The sequence below is a fragment of the Komagataeibacter sucrofermentans DSM 15973 genome (assembly GCF_040581405.1).
In the GTDB taxonomy this organism is placed as follows: domain Bacteria; phylum Pseudomonadota; class Alphaproteobacteria; order Acetobacterales; family Acetobacteraceae; genus Komagataeibacter; species Komagataeibacter sucrofermentans.
Genome location: NZ_CP137157.1, coordinates 2161549 through 2179929, shown reverse-complemented (window position 1 = coordinate 2179929; position 18381 = coordinate 2161549). Strand labels below are relative to the sequence as shown.

The 18381-nt window shown below is 64.8% G+C and carries 14 protein-coding genes and 1 pseudogene; 9 read left to right on the top strand and 6 right to left on the bottom strand.

The genetic code is table 11. The features are described 5' to 3' along the window. Positions 1 to 20 precede the first annotated feature (20 nt). The gene (locus tag R5N89_RS10375) at positions 21 to 1427 is read left to right on the top strand and encodes a cytochrome-c peroxidase (protein WP_244192033.1); all 1407 of its coding nucleotides are present in this window, start codon (positions 21 to 23) and stop codon (positions 1425 to 1427) included. Between the two features lie 210 nt (positions 1428 to 1637). Continuing rightward, a complete protein-coding gene (locus tag R5N89_RS10370; RefSeq protein WP_110566898.1) occupies positions 1638 to 2249 on the top strand; it encodes a Smr/MutS family protein in 612 nt (203 codons plus the stop codon). 6 nt (positions 2250 to 2255) lie between these two features. Here R5N89_RS10370 and R5N89_RS10365 read toward each other — a convergent pair whose 3' ends face one another. After that, positions 2256 to 3335 (bottom strand): hypothetical protein, encoded by a 1080-nt coding sequence (locus R5N89_RS10365; protein ID WP_354680715.1) that lies wholly within the window; start codon positions 3333 to 3335, stop codon positions 2256 to 2258. Between the two features lie 117 nt (positions 3336 to 3452). Further along, entirely contained in the window at positions 3453 to 4361 is a 909-nt protein-coding gene (hemF, locus tag R5N89_RS10360) for an oxygen-dependent coproporphyrinogen oxidase (RefSeq protein WP_110566568.1), read from the bottom strand. Between the two features lie 174 nt (positions 4362 to 4535). Between hemF and R5N89_RS10355 the strand changes: the two genes are divergently transcribed. Together R5N89_RS10355 and R5N89_RS10350 are read left to right on the top strand one after the other, a co-directional pair. Further along, positions 4536 to 5348, top strand: coding sequence for a cytochrome c1 (locus R5N89_RS10355; RefSeq protein ID WP_110566566.1), 813 nt, complete (start codon positions 4536 to 4538; stop codon positions 5346 to 5348). Next, complete coding sequence (locus R5N89_RS10350; protein ID WP_110566564.1) at positions 5338 to 6243, top strand: S-methyl-5'-thioadenosine phosphorylase; 906 nt, start codon at positions 5338 to 5340, stop codon at positions 6241 to 6243. Before R5N89_RS10355 ends, R5N89_RS10350 begins: the two co-directional genes overlap by 11 nt. A gap of 61 nt (positions 6244 to 6304) precedes the next feature. On the opposite strand, the gene R5N89_RS10345 is transcribed toward R5N89_RS10350, so the two are convergent. Continuing rightward, positions 6305 to 6967 carry a dienelactone hydrolase family protein gene (locus R5N89_RS10345; RefSeq protein ID WP_110566896.1) on the bottom strand — a complete coding sequence of 221 codons (663 nt, stop codon included), beginning with the start codon at positions 6965 to 6967 and terminating at the stop codon, positions 6305 to 6307. Positions 6968 to 7412: 445 nt separating this feature from the next. Here R5N89_RS10345 and groES point away from each other — a divergent pair, with 445 nt between their 5' ends. The 3 genes from groES to R5N89_RS10330 all read left to right on the top strand — a co-directional run bounded on the left by groES (position 7413) and on the right by R5N89_RS10330 (position 9910). Further along, positions 7413 to 7703, top strand: coding sequence for a co-chaperone GroES (groES, locus tag R5N89_RS10340; protein WP_078526736.1), 291 nt, complete (start codon positions 7413 to 7415; stop codon positions 7701 to 7703). A gap of 63 nt (positions 7704 to 7766) precedes the next feature. Beyond that, positions 7767 to 9413: a chaperonin GroEL gene (groL, locus tag R5N89_RS10335; protein WP_078526738.1), complete on the top strand. Its 1647-nt coding sequence runs from the start codon at positions 7767 to 7769 to the stop codon at positions 9411 to 9413. 293 nt (positions 9414 to 9706) lie between these two features. Continuing rightward, positions 9707 to 9910, top strand: coding sequence for a cold-shock protein (locus R5N89_RS10330; protein WP_010507660.1), 204 nt, complete (start codon positions 9707 to 9709; stop codon positions 9908 to 9910). Between the two features lie 43 nt (positions 9911 to 9953). Here R5N89_RS10330 and R5N89_RS10325 read toward each other — a convergent pair whose 3' ends face one another. Beyond that, on the bottom strand, positions 9954 to 12884 hold the full coding sequence (locus R5N89_RS10325; protein WP_110566562.1) for an ATP-dependent DNA helicase: 2931 nt from the start codon (positions 12882 to 12884) through the stop codon (positions 9954 to 9956). Positions 12885 to 13016: 132 nt separating this feature from the next. Between R5N89_RS10325 and R5N89_RS10320 the strand changes: the two genes are divergently transcribed. Together R5N89_RS10320 and R5N89_RS10315 are read left to right on the top strand one after the other, a co-directional pair. Continuing rightward, complete coding sequence (locus R5N89_RS10320; protein WP_110566560.1) at positions 13017 to 14624, top strand: lysine--tRNA ligase; 1608 nt, start codon at positions 13017 to 13019, stop codon at positions 14622 to 14624. A 10-nt stretch (positions 14625 to 14634) separates the two neighbouring features. Next, a pseudogene (locus R5N89_RS10315) lies at positions 14635 to 15915 on the top strand (lysylphosphatidylglycerol synthase domain-containing protein); the annotation flags it as partial. Positions 15916 to 16001: 86 nt separating this feature from the next. On the opposite strand, the gene istB reads toward R5N89_RS10315, so the two are convergent. Both istB and istA read right to left on the bottom strand, forming a co-directional pair. Further along, the gene (istB, locus tag R5N89_RS10310) at positions 16002 to 16781 is read right to left on the bottom strand and encodes an IS21-like element helper ATPase IstB (RefSeq protein WP_087609052.1); all 780 of its coding nucleotides are present in this window, start codon (positions 16779 to 16781) and stop codon (positions 16002 to 16004) included. After that, the gene (gene istA / locus R5N89_RS10305) at positions 16771 to 18294 is read right to left on the bottom strand and encodes an IS21 family transposase (RefSeq protein ID WP_110570287.1); all 1524 of its coding nucleotides are present in this window, start codon (positions 18292 to 18294) and stop codon (positions 16771 to 16773) included. The genes istB and istA overlap by 11 nt, the downstream gene beginning before the upstream one ends. Positions 18295 to 18381 lie beyond the last annotated feature (87 nt).

The following is an 18381-nucleotide window of genomic DNA, read 5'->3' as shown; positions in this document are numbered from 1 at the left end:
CGAAAGGGTTTTGCATGTCGATGAGGAAGATGGTTGCGGCGGCAGTGGTGGCAGGGGGCGTGGTGTATGGCGGCACGGTCGCCTATCTCACCCATTTTGACCACGCAACCGCGCCCGCCCCTGCGGGTGCGGGGGTAGATGCGGTGTCACGCGCCGCGCTGGATGTGGTGCGCGAGGCGCGATGTGATTACTGCCACGCGGCCAAGGTTGAGCTGCCGTTTTACTTCCACCTTCCCGTGGCGCAGCCGCTCATGAGCCGTGACCGCGCCGAGGGGCTGCGCCACTTCCGCGTGGAGCCGGTGATCGACGCGCTGCACAATGGCAGCCTGCCCGATGAGGAAAAGCTGGCCCGCATCGAGGAAGTCATCAACCAGAACCGCATGCCCCCCACGCTGTACCTGCTCATGCACTGGCATGCCCATCTTTCCGCCAGCCAGCGCGAGAGCATGCTCAACTGGATTGCGCAGGTGCGCCGCCAGCATTACGCCACGCCTGGCGTGGCCGACCGCTTTGCCGCCGAACCCGTGCAGCCCATTCCCGAATCGATCACGGTGGATGCCAGCAAGGTCACGCTGGGCCAGCGCCTGTTCTTTGACCGCAGGCTGTCGGGTGATGAAAAGTCGAACTGCGCCTCGTGCCACAGCCTGCAGCATGGCGGCGTGGACGGGCTGGTCACGGCTACCGGCATTGACGGGCAGAAGGGGCCGATCAACGTACCGACGGTGTTTGATGCGGGCTTCAGCAGATGGCAGTTCTGGAACGCGCGCGCCGACACGCTGGCGCAGCAGGCGGCAGGGCCGGTCATGAACCCCGTCGAGATGGGATCGCATGACTGGAGCGCCGTGGCAGACCGCCTGCGCGCCGACCCGACCTACGCGCCTGCGTTCGAGGCCGCCTTTGGCAGCGACACGATTGATGAGACCACCATCACCAACGCCATTGCCGAATATGAAAAGACGCTGATTACGCCTGACAGCCGCTTTGACCAGTATCTGAAGGGCGATGACGCGGCGCTCAACACGCAGGAAAAGCATGGCTACGCGCTGTTCAAGCAGGTGGGCTGCGCGGGGTGTCATACCGGCCCGTCCATGGGTGGGCAGGCGCTTGAGCCGATGGGGCTGGAAGGCGATTATTTCGCGGCCCGTGGCGGCACGCTGACCGATGCCGACAAGGGGCGCTTTGAAGTCACCCACGACCCGGCCGACATGGAGCGCTTCAAGGTGCCCAACCTGCGCAACATCGCGCTGACCGCGCCCTACTTCCATGATGGCAGCGTCAAGACACTTGATGACGCCGTGCGCAAGATGGCGCGTTACCAGACGCCGGACCATGACATGTCGAACCAGGATGTGGCGGATATCGTGGCCTTCCTCAACACGCTGACGGGGCGCTATCAGGGCGAGACCCTGCGCAACACGACACCTTGAGAGGATAAACGTTTCCGGGCGCCGCCTTTTTGAAAAAAGGCGGCGCCCTTTTGAATCGTTTTGAAAAAAGCTTCATCAAGCGCTTCCGGCGGTTTTCCCGGCTGGCTTTTCGGGGCTTTTGCGCAGGGGCCATGCCTGAAAACATGGACCTTGCGGGCGCGGTATGATTCTATGCGCGCAGGCCACCGGCCCGCAGAAAGGAATCATACCGTGAGGCAGCGCAGACTGAACGAGGAGGAACAGGCCCTGTGGGCGGCCTTCGCGCAGGGTATCGCGCCGCTACGGACCGCGCCACGCCACACGGGCCAGACGCCACCACCCGCTTCGCCGCCTGCCGTGCCGCCCGAGGCTGACCGGCCGGGCATGAGCCGGGCCGCCATCATGCAGCGCCTTGCGCAGGGCGGCGTGCACGCGGTGCACCAGACCGCCGGGCACAGCCTGACGGTGCAGAAGGGCAAGGGCGGCGCATTCGAGATCGGGGTGCGCAGGCCGGGGCTCGATGATACGAGCTGGCGCGGGCTGGTGAGCGGCAAGCTGCGCCCCGAGCGCAGGCTCGACCTGCACGGGCAGGTGGCGCAGACGGCGTTCCACCGCCTGCACGGCTTTCTCATTCAGGCCCATGCCGACAACGTGCGCTGTGTCGAGATCATTACCGGGCTGGGCAGCGGCCATAATGGCGGCATCCTGCGGCGCGAGCTGCCATTGTGGCTGGGGCGCGGCGATCTTGGCCGCCTGATCCTGGCCGTGGTGCACCCGCATGCGGCCAATCAGGGTGCCGTGCGCGTGCTGCTGCGCAGGCCGGGGCGCGGCGTTTACCGCTAGCGCCGCTCAGCCCAGCCGCCAGGTGGGCAGGTTGGCGGCCAGCCAGCGGCGCAGGGTCATGATGCTTGAGGTATCGCCCGAGATCTGACGCAGCGCCTCGGTCGCGTCCGTGCCGGTGAGCAGCGTGCGGCCCGCATCATGCGTCATGGCCTGCAGGGCGCCGTCACGCAGCGCCTGCGTGGTGGCCGCCCGCCACCGCGCCAGCGTGGCCGATGAGGTGAGCATGGGCCGCACCAGCGCCAGATCCACGCCCGCAGCGCCCGCCAGCGGCCTGAGTGCGGCATGGAGCAGGCTGTTCAGCGCCGAGCGTGCATCCTGACGCAGGCGGTCTTCCATGTTCATGATCGTCTGGCCGGGCAGGGCGAAGGGGCCGGGCCGGTCGGTCAGGGCAAACAGGGCAGGGCAGCCCGCCTGCGCCAGCGTGCTGGTCAGCGCCGCCGTTTCGGGCGTGCCCAGCGGGTCGGTAATCTGGATGACATCGACCTGATTGTCGCGCAGGGCGGCGGCGGCGGCCTGCGGCGTGGCAAGGCCCGTAACCGGTATGGGCCGCAGCCCGAACAGCGTCATGGCCAGCACGGTGGGCAGTTCGATGCCGGTCAGCGTCGAGACGGCAATGCGCACGGGTCGGTCGCGCATGAAGCTGCCAAGGCTGCGGTGCAACTGTGTGCGCCCGATCACGATCGGCACCGTCAGGCTGAGCAGCAGCGGCAGCCAGCGGCTGTAATCGAAATGAATGCGCGGGTCGCCGCACAGCGAGGAGACCAGCGCCTGTCCGGGTGCGGCCAGCGCCATCATGCCATCGGATGCGAACTGGGAATCGAACAGGTTGGCCCCCGTCACCCCGTCCTGCCCCACGGTATCGCGCACGCTCAGCGGGTTGGGCAGGCCCAGCGCCTGGCCCAGCGCCGTGGGCAGGATGGGGCTCCACCGTTCCGCCATGGCGCTGTGGCTGCCCGCCACGAGCAGCCCCGGCGTGCCTGTGGGCGACTGGGGCAGGCGCTCACGCGGGAGTTCCGAGGCCCGTACGCCCCACGGCAGGGCGGAACCTGCGGCCACAAGGGCCATGAAAGCCCGGCGGTTGATCATGGCTGGCGTCGCCGGTGGGGCCTGTGCGCCGCCTGCGTGCTGTCGGGCCATGCTGCATGAAGGCAGGGGGGCTGGTCAGGGCGGGGCAGGGAGCGTGGAACGGACATGGCGCTATTCTTATGGCCAGTGGACTTCCGGGGGAAGGCTCATGAGGATGGCTTCGGTGTTTCCGCCGGTTTTGAGGCCAAAAATCGTGCCACGATCATGCAGCAGGTTGAACTCGACATACCGCCCGCGCCGGACAAGCTGCGCCTTGCGCTGCTCTTGCGTCCACGGCTCCATCATGCGGCTGCGCACGATGTCGGGATAGGTTTCCAGAAAGCCAAGCCCCACATCGCGGGTGAACGCGAAATCGGCATCGAGGTTGCCGGTATTGAGCCGGTCATAGAAAATGCCGCCCAGGCCGCGCGCTTCATCGCGGTGGGGCAGGTAGAAGTATTTGTCGCACCACTCCTTGAAGCGGGGATAATACTCCGGGTCATGCTTTTCGCACGCCTTGCGGAATCCGTCATGAAAACGTTCGCCATCGCTGATGGCCTCGGCGCTTTCGGGGAACATGGGGGTAATGTCGCCGCCTCCGCCAAACCAGCCCTGCGTGGTGATGATCATGCGGGTGTTGAAATGGGCCGCGGGCACGAGCGGGCTGCACATGTGGGCGACGAGGCTGATGCCGGTGGCAAAAAAGCGCGGGTCTTCCGACGCGCCGGGAATCGAGTCGCGGAAGCCGGGGCTGAACACCCCGCTCACGGTGGAGACATTGACCCCCACCTTTTCAAACACGCGCCCGCGCATGAGGCTGATCACGCCGCCGCCGCCGGGGGTGCCATCCTCATTGGTGCGCGACCACGGCTTGCGCTCGAAGCGGCCCGCCGCTTCCTTGCCGGGCAGGGTGGGCGTGCCAGCGGTCACGGCCTCATCCTCGATCTGTTCAAAGGCCGTGCAGATCCGGTCGCGCAGGGTTTCAAACCAGGTCCGGGCCGTGTCCTTCAGTGCGTCGTGGGCGACGGGGGTGCGGGAAATTGTCATGTTCGTCTCATCTAGCCCGTTCTGGTCGTTCGCGATGGATATTACGGGTGCCCGTTTGTTCCACTTATTGCAAGACGGGTGATTGCAAGACCGGTCGCGCTGCCGCTAGGAAGGAGGCCAGCCCAGCGCAGGAACGCGGCGGGATATGGAAATTGTGGCGGGAACGTAGCAGACATGCATGAACCGGGTCATCGGCAGCGCGGGGCGCAACCCTGGCGCATCATGTTACGGCATGGCCTGCTGCTTGGCGGGTTGCTGGCGGCCCTGCCTGTGGGCAAAGGGGCCATGGCGCACGACTACCGCGAGCCGCCGCCCCAGCACTGGAGCTTTCAGGGCCCGCTGGGGCATTTTGACATGGCGGCCGTGCAGCGTGGCTACACGGTGTATGCCCAGGTCTGTTCCGCCTGCCACGGCATGAAGTCCGTGACCTATGGCGATCTGGCCGGGCTGGGGCTGAAGGAGGCGGATGTCAACGCGCTGGCGGCCAGCCACCGCATTCCCGCAGGCGTGGATGCGGGCGGCCACCCGGTCAGCCGCCCCGCCAACATGGATGACCACCTGCTCTCCCCCTATCCCGATGCGCATGCGGCCGCCGCGGCCAATCATGGCGTGGTGCCGCCCGACCAGTCGCGGCTTGCCGTGGTGCATCCCGGCGGGGTGGACCGCATCTATGCCTTCCTGACCGGCTATGGACAGACCCCGCCCGCAGGCACGGTGGTGCCGCCGGGCACGTTCTACAACCCGTATGCCGCCAATGGGCAGATCGCCATGCCGCCGCCTTTGTATGAAGGCGGCATTACATACCCCGATGGCACGCCCGCCACGGTCGAGCAGCAGGCGCGTGATGTCACGACCTATCTGGCCTGGGTGGCCAGCCCGCACCTGACGGCGCGCCATCGCGCAGGGGTGGGGGCGAGCGTGTTCCTGCTGATCCTGCTTGTACTTTCCATCTGTCTGAAACGGAGAACGTGGTCCAATGTCCACTAACGCTGCCACCGGCGAGCAGATCGAGCCGGTTATCGGCCTGATCGGCGGGTCCGGCCTGTATGATATCGAAGGCCTTGAGGACAAGGAATGGCGCACGGTCGAGACCCCGTGGGGCAAGCCGTCCGACCAGCTTCTGTTTGGCAGGCTTGATGGCGTGCGCTGCGTGTTCCTGCCGCGTCATGGCCGGGGCCACCCGCTGCCGCCCTCGCGCCTGAACTACCGCGCCAATATCGATGCGCTCAAGCGTTCGGGCGTGACCGATATCGTCTCGCTCTCGGCGGTCGGCTCGCTCAAGGAAGAACTGCCGCCGGGCCATTTCGTGGTCATCGATCAGTTCATCGACCGCTCGTTCGCGCGCGAGAAGAGCTTTTTCGATACCGGCTGCGTGGCCCATGTCGGCATGGCCGACCCGCTGTGTCCGCGCATTGGCGATGTGCTTGAAGGCCAGTGCCGCGAACTCGGGCTGGATGTGACCCGTGGCGGCACCTACCTGGTCATGGAAGGCCCGCAGTTCTCCACCCGCGCCGAGAGCAACCTCTACCGCTCATGGGGTTGCTCGGTGGTGGGCATGACCAACATGCCCGAGGCCAAGCTCGCCCGTGAGGCCGAGATCTGCTACGCCACCGTCGCCATGGTCACCGATTATGACTGCTGGCACGACGACCATGACAGCGTCACGGTCGATGCAGTGGTCAAGGTGATGCAGCAGAACGCCAGCCGCGCGCGCGCGCTCGTGCGTTCGGTCATTCCCAAGCTCGGCGCGAAGCGTGGCCCCTGTTACGCAGGTTGCGACCGCGCACTCGAGCACGCCATCATCACCGCACCTGAAAAGCGCGACCCGGCCCTGCTTGCCAAGCTTGAGGCCGTTGCAGGCCGCGTACTGAACCGCAGCTAAAAAAACGTTTAAAAACAGACGTTTTTAGGTGCCGCCTTTTTTTAAAAAGGCGGCATTTTTTTTATAGCCAGTGCTCGAAAAAGCTCAGCGTGCGCTGCATGGCCAGGGTGGCGGCGGCCTCGTTGTAAGACGGGCGATCCGTGCAGCCAAAGCCGTGATCGGCACCCTCATAGGTAAAGATCTCGATCTCCTCATGTGCAGCCCGGATGGCGTCCACGTCGTCTGCCGGAATATGGGCGTCTTCCGCGCCAAAATGCAGCTGCACGGGGCAGTTGGGCACTTGGCTGCGGGTCTCGGCAATGCCGCCGCCATACCATGCCACCGCCGCCGCGAAGGCCTTGGTGTGGCATGCGGCCTCCCATGCCAGCTTGCCGCCCCAGCAGAACCCCACGATGCCCTTCTTCTCGGTTGTCAGCACATCGGCTGCGGCCACGAGGTCGCGCAGCGCGTTCTCCTGCCCTGTTTCGGCACGCAGTTTCAGCCCTTCGTGTACGCCCGCATTGTCATAGGGCAGGATGGCATCGCGCCGCGCGCGGTCAAACAGGGCGGGGGCAATGGCCTGATAGCCCTGGGCGGCAAAGGCGTCGCACACCGCGCGGATATAGGGGGTAACGCCAAATATTTCCTGCACCACCACCACGGCGCGCGCCGCATCGGGCCGACCGGCCCGATAGGCGGAAAATTCATGCCCGTCCGCCGCTGTAACGGTTACGACTGCGCCCATGGTTTTCACTCCATTATTTCCTTCATTGTCTGGCAAAGAATGATGCCGCCTGCCCTGACGTCAATATGAAACCCGCGTGAAGGACGACTTTATGAGAATTCTTTCTCATGAAGGCCCGCGCTGCCGGGCGGCATCATGGAATCGGCATGGCCGCGTGTCATGCATTGTGGGGAGGGCTGTTCCGCCGCTTTTGATGGGGGATAAGGTAATTCATTAAACCATTGATATTTATATGGAAAATATCAATTTCTCCCTGGTGGGTCTTTTGCGCGCGAATTCTGCGCCGTCTCGCTCCGTGCCATTCTTGACACCTGTGGGGGGGCTACCTATCTGGTGTTTAGCACTCTCACGAGGGGAGTGCTAACGCGATGCGGCCTGGCGCGCGCGCCAACCGGTGGCGTTGCTTGATTCAAGGGCGTTACCTTTAGAAGATTTGGAGCGATCCATGACGAAATTTCGTCCCCTGCATGACCGTGTGGTCGTCCGTCGCCTTAAGAGCGAGGAAAAGACAGCAGGTGGTATCATCATCCCTGAGACCGCCAAGGAAAAGCCGATGGAAGGCGAGGTGATCTCGGTGGGCGCAGGTGCCCGTAACGAGCAGGGCCAGATTGTGGCCCTCGACGTGAAGGCGGGTGACCGCGTCCTGTTCGGCAAGTGGTCGGGCACGGAAGTGACGATCAACGGTGAAGAACTGCTGATCATGAAGGAAAGCGACATCATGGGCGTGGTCGCCTGACCCACCCGCGCTTTCCACACCGGGTAACCTTTTAAAAAACCTTTCCATACGGAGAAGAGAACAATGGCAGCCAAGGACGTAAAGTTCGGCGGTGAAGCCCGCCAGCGCATGCTGCGTGGCGTGGACATTCTGGCCGATGCAGTAAAAGTGACGCTGGGCCCCAAGGGCCGTAACGTCGTGCTCGACAAGAGCTTCGGCGCACCGCGCATCACGAAGGACGGTGTCTCCGTCGCCAAGGAAATCGAACTGGCTGACAAGTTCGAGAACATGGGCGCGCAGATGGTTCGTGAGGTCGCCTCCAAGACCAACGACATCGCGGGCGACGGCACCACCACGGCAACCGTGCTGGCACAGGCCATCGTGCGTGAAGGCGCCAAGGCTGTTGCCGCCGGCATGAACCCGATGGACCTCAAGCGCGGCATCGACAAGGCGGTTGGCGTTGTCGTTGAAGAGCTGAAGAAGAACGCCAAGAAGATCACCACGCCTGCCGAGACCGCGCAGGTCGGCACGATTTCCGCCAATGGCGAGCATGAAATCGGCGAGATGATCTCCAAGGCGATGCAGAAGGTCGGCTCCGAGGGCGTGATCACGGTGGAAGAGGCCAAGGGCCTGCACACCGAACTCGACGTGGTCGAGGGCATGCAGTTCGATCGTGGCTACATCTCCCCGTATTTCGTGACGAACGCGGAGAAGATGACCGTCGATCTGGACAGCCCCTACATCCTGATCCACGAGAAGAAGCTCTCCTCGCTCCAGCCCATCCTGCCGCTGCTTGAAGCCGTCGTGCAGTCCGGCCGTCCGCTGCTGATCATCGCTGAAGATGTCGATGGCGAAGCGCTGGCGACCCTGGTGGTCAATAAGCTGCGTGGTGGCCTGAAGATCGCCGCCGTCAAGGCGCCGGGCTTTGGTGACCGCCGCAAGGCCATGCTGGAAGACATCGCGATCCTGACCGGTGGTCAGGTCATCAGCGAAGACCTCGGCATCAAGCTCGAGAGCGTGACGCTGGACATGCTGGGCACCGCCAAGAAGGTGCACATCGACAAGGAAAACACCACCATTGTCGAAGGTGCGGGCGCAGGCGAGGCCATCAAGGGCCGTTGCAGCCAGATCCGCGCGCAGATCGAGGAAACCACCTCCGACTACGACCGCGAGAAGCTGCAGGAACGTCTGGCCAAGCTGGCTGGCGGTGTTGCCGTGATCCGCGTGGGTGGTTCCACCGAGATCGAGGTGAAGGAGCGCAAGGACCGCGTGGACGACGCCCTGCACGCAACCCGTGCGGCTGTTGAAGAAGGCATCGTTCCCGGTGGTGGCACGGCGCTGGCACGCGCATCCACCAAGCTTGGTGGCCTGCACTTCCATAACGACGACCAGCGCGTCGGCGCGGACATCATCCGTAAGGCCCTGCAGGCTCCGCTGCGCCAGATCGCCCACAACGCGGGTGAAGATGGTGCGGTCATCGCTGGCAAGGTTCTGGAAAACGACACCTACACCTTCGGTTTCGATGCCCAGATCGGCGACTACAAGGACCTGGTGGAAGCTGGCATCATCGACCCGATGAAGGTCGTGCGCACGGCGCTGCAGGATGCGGCATCGGTCGCGGGCCTGCTCATCACCACCGAGGCGATGGTTGCCGAGCGCCCCGAGAAGAAGCCCGCTGCACCGGAAGGTGGCATGGGCGGCATGGGTGGCATGGGCGGCATGGATTTCTGATCCGGCCAGCCCTGCGCACCCCGGCCCCAAGCTGCAGCACGGGGCCGGATGCCAGAATAAAAAAGGGGGAAGGGCCATTGGCCTTTCCCCCTTTTTTTATGGTCCGGGCGTTTCATCATGTCGGGATCATTTGACACGGGTGCCCATTTCATGCTGCCCCTATGGGTGCACGAACGGCGTGGAAGTGGCAGGGTGTTTTCCGGATGCCCCGTTTTTTCATGGCGGTAAAGGCACACGCGCCCGGATTGCCGGTATTAGGACCGGCAAGGATGGCGCTGGAGAAGAGACTGGCTATGGCTACCGGAAAAGTAAAATGGTTCAACGCAACCAAGGGTTTTGGCTTCATCATGCCTGATGATGGCGGCAAGGACGTGTTTGTGCACATCACGGCGGTGCAGGCTGCTGGCCTGCGTGGCCTGAACGAGGACCAGGCGGTCAGCTACGACATCGCCATGGAGCGTGGCAAGGCTGCCGCGACCAACCTCAAGGCGCTCTGAGGCATCTGCCCCGCACCGCGCGGGGAAGGGCAGGGAGACACGATCAGGAAAGCTGGTCCGCGGATGTGTCCTGCGCCTGCAGGAAGGCCGTGATCTCCCGCGCCGCCGCACTCAGGCCAAGGCGGCGCACTGCCACCCCTTCGGGGAAGGCGGAAAGCAGGCGCGACGGGGTGCGCCGGTCCAGAAGGACGAATACCCCCCTGTCCTGCCTGCTGCGGATCAGGCGGCCAAAGGCCTGGCGCAGGCGCAGGCGGGCAATCCTGTCATCAAAGCGCCCCGGTGCGCCGCCCGACAGGTGAATGCGCCGCTCACGGTGCAGGATATCGGGTCGCGGCCACGGCACGCGCTCGAAGGCGACAAGACGCAGGGCCTCGCCCGGCACATCCACCCCATCACGCATTGCATCCGTGCCCAGCAGGCACGCATTGCGCTCGCTGCGCATGATATCGACCAGCGTTGCGTTATCCATCGGGTCCACATGCTGGGCAAACAGCGGCAGGCCCGCTTCCTCCAGCGGGGTTACGATGCGGCGGTACACCTCGCGCAGGCGCGATATGGCGGTAAACAGCCCCAGCGCCCCCCCGCCCGATGCCATGAAAAGCGTGCGGTAGGCCCCGGCCAGCGCCGCCGGGTCATCATGCGCCACATCGGTAATGATGAAGGCCCGGCTCTGCCTTGCGTAATCGAACGGGCTTGGGAACGATGCCCGTATGGCGGGCGAAGGCAGGTGGATCGCGCCTGAGCGGGCCTCGGCGGCATCCCATGCGCGCTCGGCGCTGTCATTGGTGTTGTCCTCGCCGCTTTCGTCGCGCAGCGTGGCGGAGGTGACCAGCACGCCATGTGCCGGGGCTGCCAGCACGCTGGCGAACGGAATGGTCGGGTCCAGCCAGTGGCGGTACAGCCCCACGTCGCGCTCGCCGGGGTTCTGGCCCTCGCGCCGGTCCATGCGGATGTAATCGATATATTGCGGGGTTTCGCCACCCGTGGGCGGTTCGTTGGCCTGCATGCTGCCCAGCATGGCGCACCAGCCATCCACACGCGCCAGCGCCCGGCGGCGGATGGAGCGGATGGCGGCGGCAATGCGCTCGCGCATGGGGGTGTCGAGCCAGTCGGCCTCGGTTTCCAGCGCTTCATCAAGGCGGGCGACCAGCGTGCGCAGCGGCTCGGCCAGCCGCCTTAACGCCCGTTCCAGCGCCTGCGCCGCCTCATGCAGCGATTCGGGCATGGGGTAGAGGTCGCATTCGCTGTCACTGCGGCGCGGGCCGCCTTCGGGGCTGCCCTGCGTGCGGGCGAGCACCTGCTGGCGCAGTTCATGCAGCAGCACCTCGGAGGGGTTGGACAGCACCGGCTCCTCGCCCCCGGCGGGCACGCGCGCGGCCCGGTGCACCAGGTCAAGGGCGGCCAGGCGGGCCGACCAGCCCGGCGCCGGCAGGGCGCGTGCAGCCATCAGCGCGGTGTCAAGCGGGGTTTCGATGCGGGGGATGTTGGCCAGCAGGTCTTCAAGCCTGCGCCGCAGGCCGCGCGCGCGTGAACGCGCACCTTCGGCGCCGAGCAGCCAGCGCCGCAGTTCGGCGGCTTCGAGCCCTGAGAGTTCAAGGGCGAAGGCGCTGTCCGCCGCATCGGCAATATGGTGGCCCTCATCCATGATGTAGCGGGTGGGGGTGTTGTCCTCGTTGCTGGCGCCAGTGCCATCAAGTGCGTGCCACGCCGCCTGCGACATGACGAGCGCGTGGTTGGCGATCACGAGGTCCGCCGTGCGTGCGCGACGGATGGAGTGCTCCACCATGCATTGCTGGTAATGCGGGCAGGCGCCATGGATGCACTCGCCCCGCCGGTCGGCAATGCCGCTCAGCAGTCCGCGCCCGAATAGATCGGCAAACCAGCCGGGCAGGTCGCCGCCAAACAGGTCGCCATCAAGCGTATGGGCCGCCCACAAGGCCACCAGCGCCAACCCGATAAGGGTGCCATCGCCCGCCTGCCCGCGTGAAAGCGCGATGTTCACGCTCTCCTCCATGTTGAGCAGGCACAGGTAGTTCTCGCGCCCCTTGCGCACCACCACATGGCTGCGGCGCACCGCCGGGTCGGGGTAGAGGCGGGCCAGTTCGGATTCGATCTGGCGTTGCAGGTGGCGGGTATAGGTGCTGATCCACACCGCCCCCCCGTTGCGGCGCGCCCATATATTGGCAGGTGCCACGTAGCCCAGCGTCTTGCCGGTGCCGGTGCCTGCTTCCGCCAGCACCATGTGCGGGTCGCCCTGCGTGGCGCGGGGGGTGAAGGCGCGGGCGGCGACGTGGCTGAATGCCTCCTGTGCCGGGCGGTGTTCGGCCCCTTCGCCAATAATCTCGCGCAGGTGCGCCTGAGCCTCCTCCCCGCTAACCGGGTGCGCGGCAGGAGCAGGGCGCGGGGCGGTTTCTTCCCATTTGGGCAGGCGGGTCCAGACCTTGAGCGCCTCGTCGGGCTGGATCATGCCCGCGGGCAGCGGGCCGCCATCCTTCAGGCCGAGTGCGGCGCAGACCGATGGCCCCCATGCCCACCCGGCCTTGCGCATGCGCCACGCGAGTGCCGCCCGGATGCCGCCTTCGGGCGTGTTGCGCAGACGGGCGAGGCGGCCAAGCATCTCGAAGGCCAGGTCGGGCAGCAGGTCGGCCTCGGGGGCTTCGAGCCTGTCCGCCTCAAGCTCAAGCGCCATGCCCAGCCCGCGCGCGGTGGGGGGCGCTGCGTGGGCGGGCAGGGTGAAGGCGAACAGTTCCAGCAGGTCCAGCCACGGGCAGGGGCGCGGCGGGGGCGGTAGGTCGAGCCTGCGCGCGATGGCGGGCGCATGGATGACCATGGGCGCGGGCCACTGCGGCAGTTCACGGCGAATGTCGGGGGCCTGCATGGACAGGATTTCCCCATCCGGCGTGAGCACCGACCAGGCGCCGTGCCGGGGAAGGATCGCCGGGGCGCTGTCCGGCAGGGGCGGGGTGTCTGGCATGGTCGTCAATGATATAGGGTACAAGCGGGCAGATGTCGCCCGCCGTGTGTCATGCCATTCTTATTGCTGTACCCTATGGTGTGGAATAGGATGGATTGACCCGTGCCCTTCCTGTCCATAGCTTGCCGGTCCATGTCAGAACAGCATCCTGCCCTTATCTCGCCCCTTCCCAAGTCCTGGCCGTTCGAGGAGGCCGCCAAACTGTCCGCGCATGTTGGCGCGCGTGCCGTTACGGCCAACAGACCCGTGCTGCTGGAAACCGGCTATGGCCCGTCCGGCCTGCCGCATATCGGCACGTTTGGCGAGGTGGCGCGCACCTCATGGGTGCGGCAGGCGTTTACGAAGCTGACCGGCCTGCCCACGCGGCTGCTGGCCTTCTCCGATGATATGGACGCCTTGCGCAAGGTGCCTGAGAACGTGCCCAATCAGGAAATGCTGTGCCAGTATATCGGCAAGCCGCTCTCGCGCGTGCCAGATCCGTTCGGCACGCATGAATCCTTTGCCGCCCACAACAATGCCCGCCTGCGTTCCTTCCTTGATGGCTTCGGGTTTGATTACGAATTCGCCTCTTCCACGCAGTATTATGAAGGCGGGCGTTTTGACGCGGCGCTCAGGCGCGTGCTCGAAGTGCATGACAAGATCGTGGCCGTTATCGCCCCCACGCTGGGCGAGGAACGCCGCGCCACCTATTCCCCCGTGCTGCCCATCCACCCGCGCACGGGGCAGGTGATGCAGGTGAAGATGGACGCCATCGACCCTGTCGCGGGCACCGTGCGCTGGACCGATGAAGCGGGCGAAACCTTCGAAACGCCGGTCACCGGCGGCCATGCCAAGATGCAGTGGAAGGCCGACTGGGCCATGCGCTGGTATGCGCTGGGCGTTGATTATGAAATGTCGGGCAAGGACCTGATCGACAGCGTGCGCCTGTCGGGCAAGATCTGCCGCATCCTTGGCGGCCAGCCGCCCGCGGGCCTGACCTATGAACTGTTCCTTGACCAGAACGGGCAGAAGATTTCCAAATCCAAGGGCAATGGCATCTCGGTCGAGGAATGGCTGCGCTACGCCCCGCCCGAAAGTCTGGGCCAGTACATGTTCAACGCGCCGCAGCGCGCCAAGCGGCTGTTCTTTGATGTCATCCCCAAGGCGACGGATGAATATCTGGCCCATGTGGGCAAGGCCCGCGCCATGGAGTCCGCCGATCCCGCGCTGCTGACCAACCCGGCCTGGTTCATCCACAAGGGTGCGATCCCGCACGATGCGGGCAGCCTGGTCACGTTCGGCATGCTGCTCAACCTTGCCTCGGTCGCCAATGCCGAGACGCCGGATGTGTTGTGGAAGTTCATCCAGCGCTACGACGCCGATGCCACGCCGGAAAGTTGCCCCATGCTGGCGCGGCTGGTGGAATACGCGATCGTCTACTACGCCGATTTCGTGCGCCCCACCAAGCAGTACCGCACACCCGACGCACATGAACGCAAGGCGCTGGCCGACCTGGCCCAGGCCCTGCGCGGCATGGAAGGCGGCGATGTCAGCCCCGATGCCTGCCAGAACCTTGTGTTCGAGATTGGCAAGACCCACGGCTTCGAGCCGCTGCGCGCGTGGTTCGGTTGCCTGTATGAAGTGCTGCTGGGCCAGAAGGAAGGTCCGCGCTTTGGCATCTTTGTTGCCCTCTATGGCGTGGCGGAAACCGTGGCCCTGATCGAGGCCGCCCTGACCCGCGCCGAGGGAACAGCGGCCTAAGGGCCTGCCCATGGCTGAACGTCCGACCCAAGACGCAACGCCTGCCCATCCCGATGATGATGGGCGCACCGGGGCAGGCCTGACTCCCGTGCGCCGCCGCAATGCGCTGCTGCGCCACCTGCCGCATGTGCTGGGGCTGCTGCTGCTGGTGGGGGCGGTGATTGTTGTGCAGCGCGAGGTGCGTACCCTGCACTGGCAGGACATCAGCCACGCGCTGCTCACCATTCCCGCCACTACGCTGTGGGCGGGGGCAGGGTTTACGCTGCTGTCCTATCTGGTGCTGTCTTTCTATGACTGGCTTGCCGTGCGGCAGGTAGGCTGCCAGCTTGCCTTCCGGCGCACGGCGTTTGCGGCGTTCTGTTCCTATGTGCTGTCGCATAACCTTGGGTTTTCCGCCATTTCGGGTGCGGCGGTGCGCTTCAGGCTATATGGCAACTGGGGGCTGAAACCCTTTGAGGTCGCGCAGATCATTGCGTTCTGCTCGGCCACCTACCTGCTTGGGGCGGCGGTGCTGATCGGCAGCGTGCTGGTACTGGAGCCGGGTACGGTACCCTTTATCGGGCATGCGCTGCCCACGCCCATGATGCGGCTGGTGGGCTGCGTGTTGTGGGCGGGCGTGGCTGGCTATGTCGTTGCCGGTCGCTACGTGAACGAAATCAGGATCTGGCGCTGGCAGGTCACTTTTCCATCCGCCGGCATGGCGGTGATGCAGACCCTCGTCGCGGCACTCGAGGTCGCGGCGACGGCAGCCATTGCCTACACCTTCCTGCCCGCCGCGCCGGGGCTGGATTATGGCACGTTCCTTGCCATCTACATCGCCTCCTACACCGCGGGGCTGGTGGCCAGCGTGCCGGGGGGCCTGGGCGTGTTTGACGGCACGATGATGCTGGCGCTCGGCGCTTACGTGCCCGCCACGCGCATTGTGACCGCCATCCTGATCTTTCGCCTGTTTTACTACATCGTGCCGCTGTTCGTGGCGGGCATCATGTTCGCGGCGCATGAACTGTTCCTGCGCGGTGATGCCGCCCTTGCGCGCAAGGCGAGCGCGGGCAGCCCCCTGCGTGGCCCGCGACCCGGCAGGCCGAGCCAGGTGATCCGTGAAAGCGAGGCCGATTTTTCGGTGGCGGTGGCGACCGGCGCGGTCTCGCTATGCGGTGGGCTGCTGCTGGCGCTGACCCTGCTCGACCCCGAAAACTGGCTGAACGCAGGCCGCCTGCAACCGCTTTTCGCCATGGTGGGGGATTATCTGCTCTCGCTGATTGGCGTGGTGCTGATCGGGCTGGGCATCGGGTGTTGATTTTCACTGAGAACTGACCCGGGTTTTTCATCAGGAATTGACCCAGCCAGATGCTATTTCAGGCATAGTGAGGCGGGCGGTCAAGAAGAGGATCTGTCCTTTTTGTTTTTTGACGCGGCGGTGCTGGCGCGGAACCTGTAGCTGTCATTTCCTGTCTCGAGGATATGACAGTGATGGGTCAGCCGATCGAGGAGCGCCGTCGTCATCTTCGGGTCACCAAAGACATCACCCCATTCACTGAAGCTGAGATTGGTTGTGATGATGACACTGGTGCGCTCGTAGAGGCGGCTGAGCAGATGGAACAGCAGGGCGCCCCCTGATGCACTGAAGGGGAGATAACCGAGTTCATCAAGGATCACGAGATCCAGGCGGAGCAGCCTGTCGGCAATCTGCCCGGCCCGGTTGGCGATCTTTTCCTGTTCGAGCGCATTGACCAGGTCGACCGTTGACCAGAAGCGCGCCTTCTTGCGGTGATGGGTGATCGCCTGGATGGCCAGCGCGGTCGCCAGGTGGGTTTTCCCGGTTCCCGGGCCACCGATCAGCACGACATTTTCAGCACGCTCGATGAAGTCCCCGCCATGGAGCTGGCGGATCATGGGCTCGTTGACCTGCGTATCGGCAAAGGAGAACCCGGACAGGTCCTTGTAGGCGGGGAACCGGGCGGTCTTTGTCTGGTAGGCGATGGAGCGGACTTCGCGTTCGGCCAGTTCCGCCTTCAGGAGCTGCGAGAGGATGGGGATGGCCGCCTCGAAGGCGGGCGCGCCCTGCTCGATGAGGTCGGCCGTGGCCTGGGCCATGCCATACATCCGCAATCCACGGAGCATGACGACAAGTGAAGCAGCAGCAGGATCATGACGCATGGCGGCTGTCCCTTCGCAGGATGTCATACCGCCCTGTATCGGCGCACGGTTCGTGTGCGAGCACCAGGGCCTGTGGGGCATCAAGCCGGGGAACCACGGTTCTCTTGGCATCGATCAGGCGATGAAGCGTATTGAGAACATGGGTCTTGGTCGCCACGCCGTCTTCAAGTGCCAGTTCAACCGCGCAGAGGACAGCCTGCTCATCATGCTGCAGCACAAGGGCCAGGATTTCAGCCATTTCCCGGTCGCCTCCAGGCCGCCTGAGCAGTTGATCCTGCAGGGTCCGGAAGGCGGCTGGCAATTCGGTAAACGGCGCGCCATTGCGCAGGGCGCCCGGTTTGCGCTGGATGACCGCCAGATAATGCCGCCAGTCATACACCGTGCGGCCTGGCACACCATGCGAACGCGTGATGATCCGGTCATGCACGCACAGAACCTGCCCTTCGGCGATAATGCGTAGCCTGTCGGGATAAACCCGCAGGCTGACCGGACGATTGGCAAAGGAGGCCGGCACGCTGTAGCGATTGCCTTCGAACTGGATCAGGCAGGTTGGTGAGACGCGCTTGGTCTGTTCGACAAACCCGTCAAAGGGCCGCCCCGGGATCATGAGGTGGGGACGTTCGCTGGCATGGACCTCGGAGACGCTGTGCGGCAATTCAGCATGCTGCAGCCGTTCCCAACAGTCCAGGCAGCGGGCTTCCAGCCAGGCGTTCAGCGCCCCCAGATCAGGAAAGGCAGGCAGATCCTGCCAGATCTGGCGCCGGGCATCCTGCACGGTCTTCTCGATCTGCCCTTTCTCCCATCCGGCTGCCGGATTGCAGAAGGTCGCCTCGAACAGATAATGGCTGGCCAGGGCCATGAAGCGCAGATTGACCTGACGTGCCTTGCCCGACCCAATCCGGTCCACGGCGGTCTTCATGTTGTCAAAAATACCCCGCCGCGGCACGCCACCGAGCACGCGGAAGGCCTCGGTAAGCGCATCGAAAAGCATCTCGTGGGTCTGCAGGGGATAGGCCCTGAGTATGAAGGCCCGGCTGAAGGACAGTTTGGTGTGGGCAACCTGCAGCTTGACGCGATGCCCGGCAATCACCGCCCAGTCCTCGCCCCAGTCGAACTGGAAGGCTTCCCCGGGCTGGAAGCACAGGGGCACGAAAACACCCCGACCCGTTGTCTGGCGTGCCTGGCGCTGTTCGTGTTTCCACTGCCGGATGAAAGCGGCCACCCGTCCGTAGGACCCATCATAACCCAGCGCCACAAGGTCTTCATGCAGTCGTCGCGCCGTGCGCCGGTTCTTGCGGGGGCGAGCGGCTTCCAGGACCAGCCATCCCCTCAGCCTGTCAGCAAACGGGTCCAGTCGGCTGGGACGTTCGGGAACCTGAAACCGTGGTTCAATACTCTGTGCCCGGAGATATTTCCGGATCGTATTGCGTGACAGTCCCGTCCGGCGTTCGATCTCGCGGATCGGAAGATGATCCCGGCAGTGCCACCGACGGATCACACTCAGAAGCTCCATGTCAATCACTCCTCAAACCCCCAGCAGATGCTGCCGGGGAGTGTGAAGGCATGGGTCAAATCTCGATGAAAATTTCCGCCCTACCCG

Bases quoted from the DNA above. Each gene is read 5' to 3' on its own strand.
- R5N89_RS10375 (WP_244192033.1), top strand. From the start codon at position 21: ATGAGGAAGATGGTTGCGGCGGCAGTGGTGGCAGGGGGCGTGGTGTAT.
- R5N89_RS10365 (WP_354680715.1), bottom strand. From the start codon at position 3,335: ATGATCAACCGCCGGGCTTTCATGGCCCTTGTGGCCGCAGGTTCCGCC.
- hemF (WP_110566568.1), bottom strand. From the start codon at position 4,361: ATGACAATTTCCCGCACCCCCGTCGCCCACGACGCACTGAAGGACACG.
- R5N89_RS10355 (WP_110566566.1), top strand. From the start codon at position 4,536: ATGCATGAACCGGGTCATCGGCAGCGCGGGGCGCAACCCTGGCGCATC.
- R5N89_RS10350 (WP_110566564.1), top strand. From the start codon at position 5,338: ATGTCCACTAACGCTGCCACCGGCGAGCAGATCGAGCCGGTTATCGGC.
- R5N89_RS10345 (WP_110566896.1), bottom strand. From the start codon at position 6,967: ATGGGCGCAGTCGTAACCGTTACAGCGGCGGACGGGCATGAATTTTCC.
- groES (WP_078526736.1), top strand. From the start codon at position 7,413: ATGACGAAATTTCGTCCCCTGCATGACCGTGTGGTCGTCCGTCGCCTT.
- groL (WP_078526738.1), top strand. From the start codon at position 7,767: ATGGCAGCCAAGGACGTAAAGTTCGGCGGTGAAGCCCGCCAGCGCATG.
- R5N89_RS10330 (WP_010507660.1), top strand. From the start codon at position 9,707: ATGGCTACCGGAAAAGTAAAATGGTTCAACGCAACCAAGGGTTTTGGC.
- R5N89_RS10325 (WP_110566562.1), bottom strand. From the start codon at position 12,884: ATGCCAGACACCCCGCCCCTGCCGGACAGCGCCCCGGCGATCCTTCCC.
- R5N89_RS10320 (WP_110566560.1), top strand. From the start codon at position 13,017: ATGTCAGAACAGCATCCTGCCCTTATCTCGCCCCTTCCCAAGTCCTGG.
- istB (WP_087609052.1), bottom strand. From the start codon at position 16,781: ATGCGTCATGATCCTGCTGCTGCTTCACTTGTCGTCATGCTCCGTGGA.
- istA (WP_110570287.1), bottom strand. From the start codon at position 18,294: ATGGAGCTTCTGAGTGTGATCCGTCGGTGGCACTGCCGGGATCATCTT.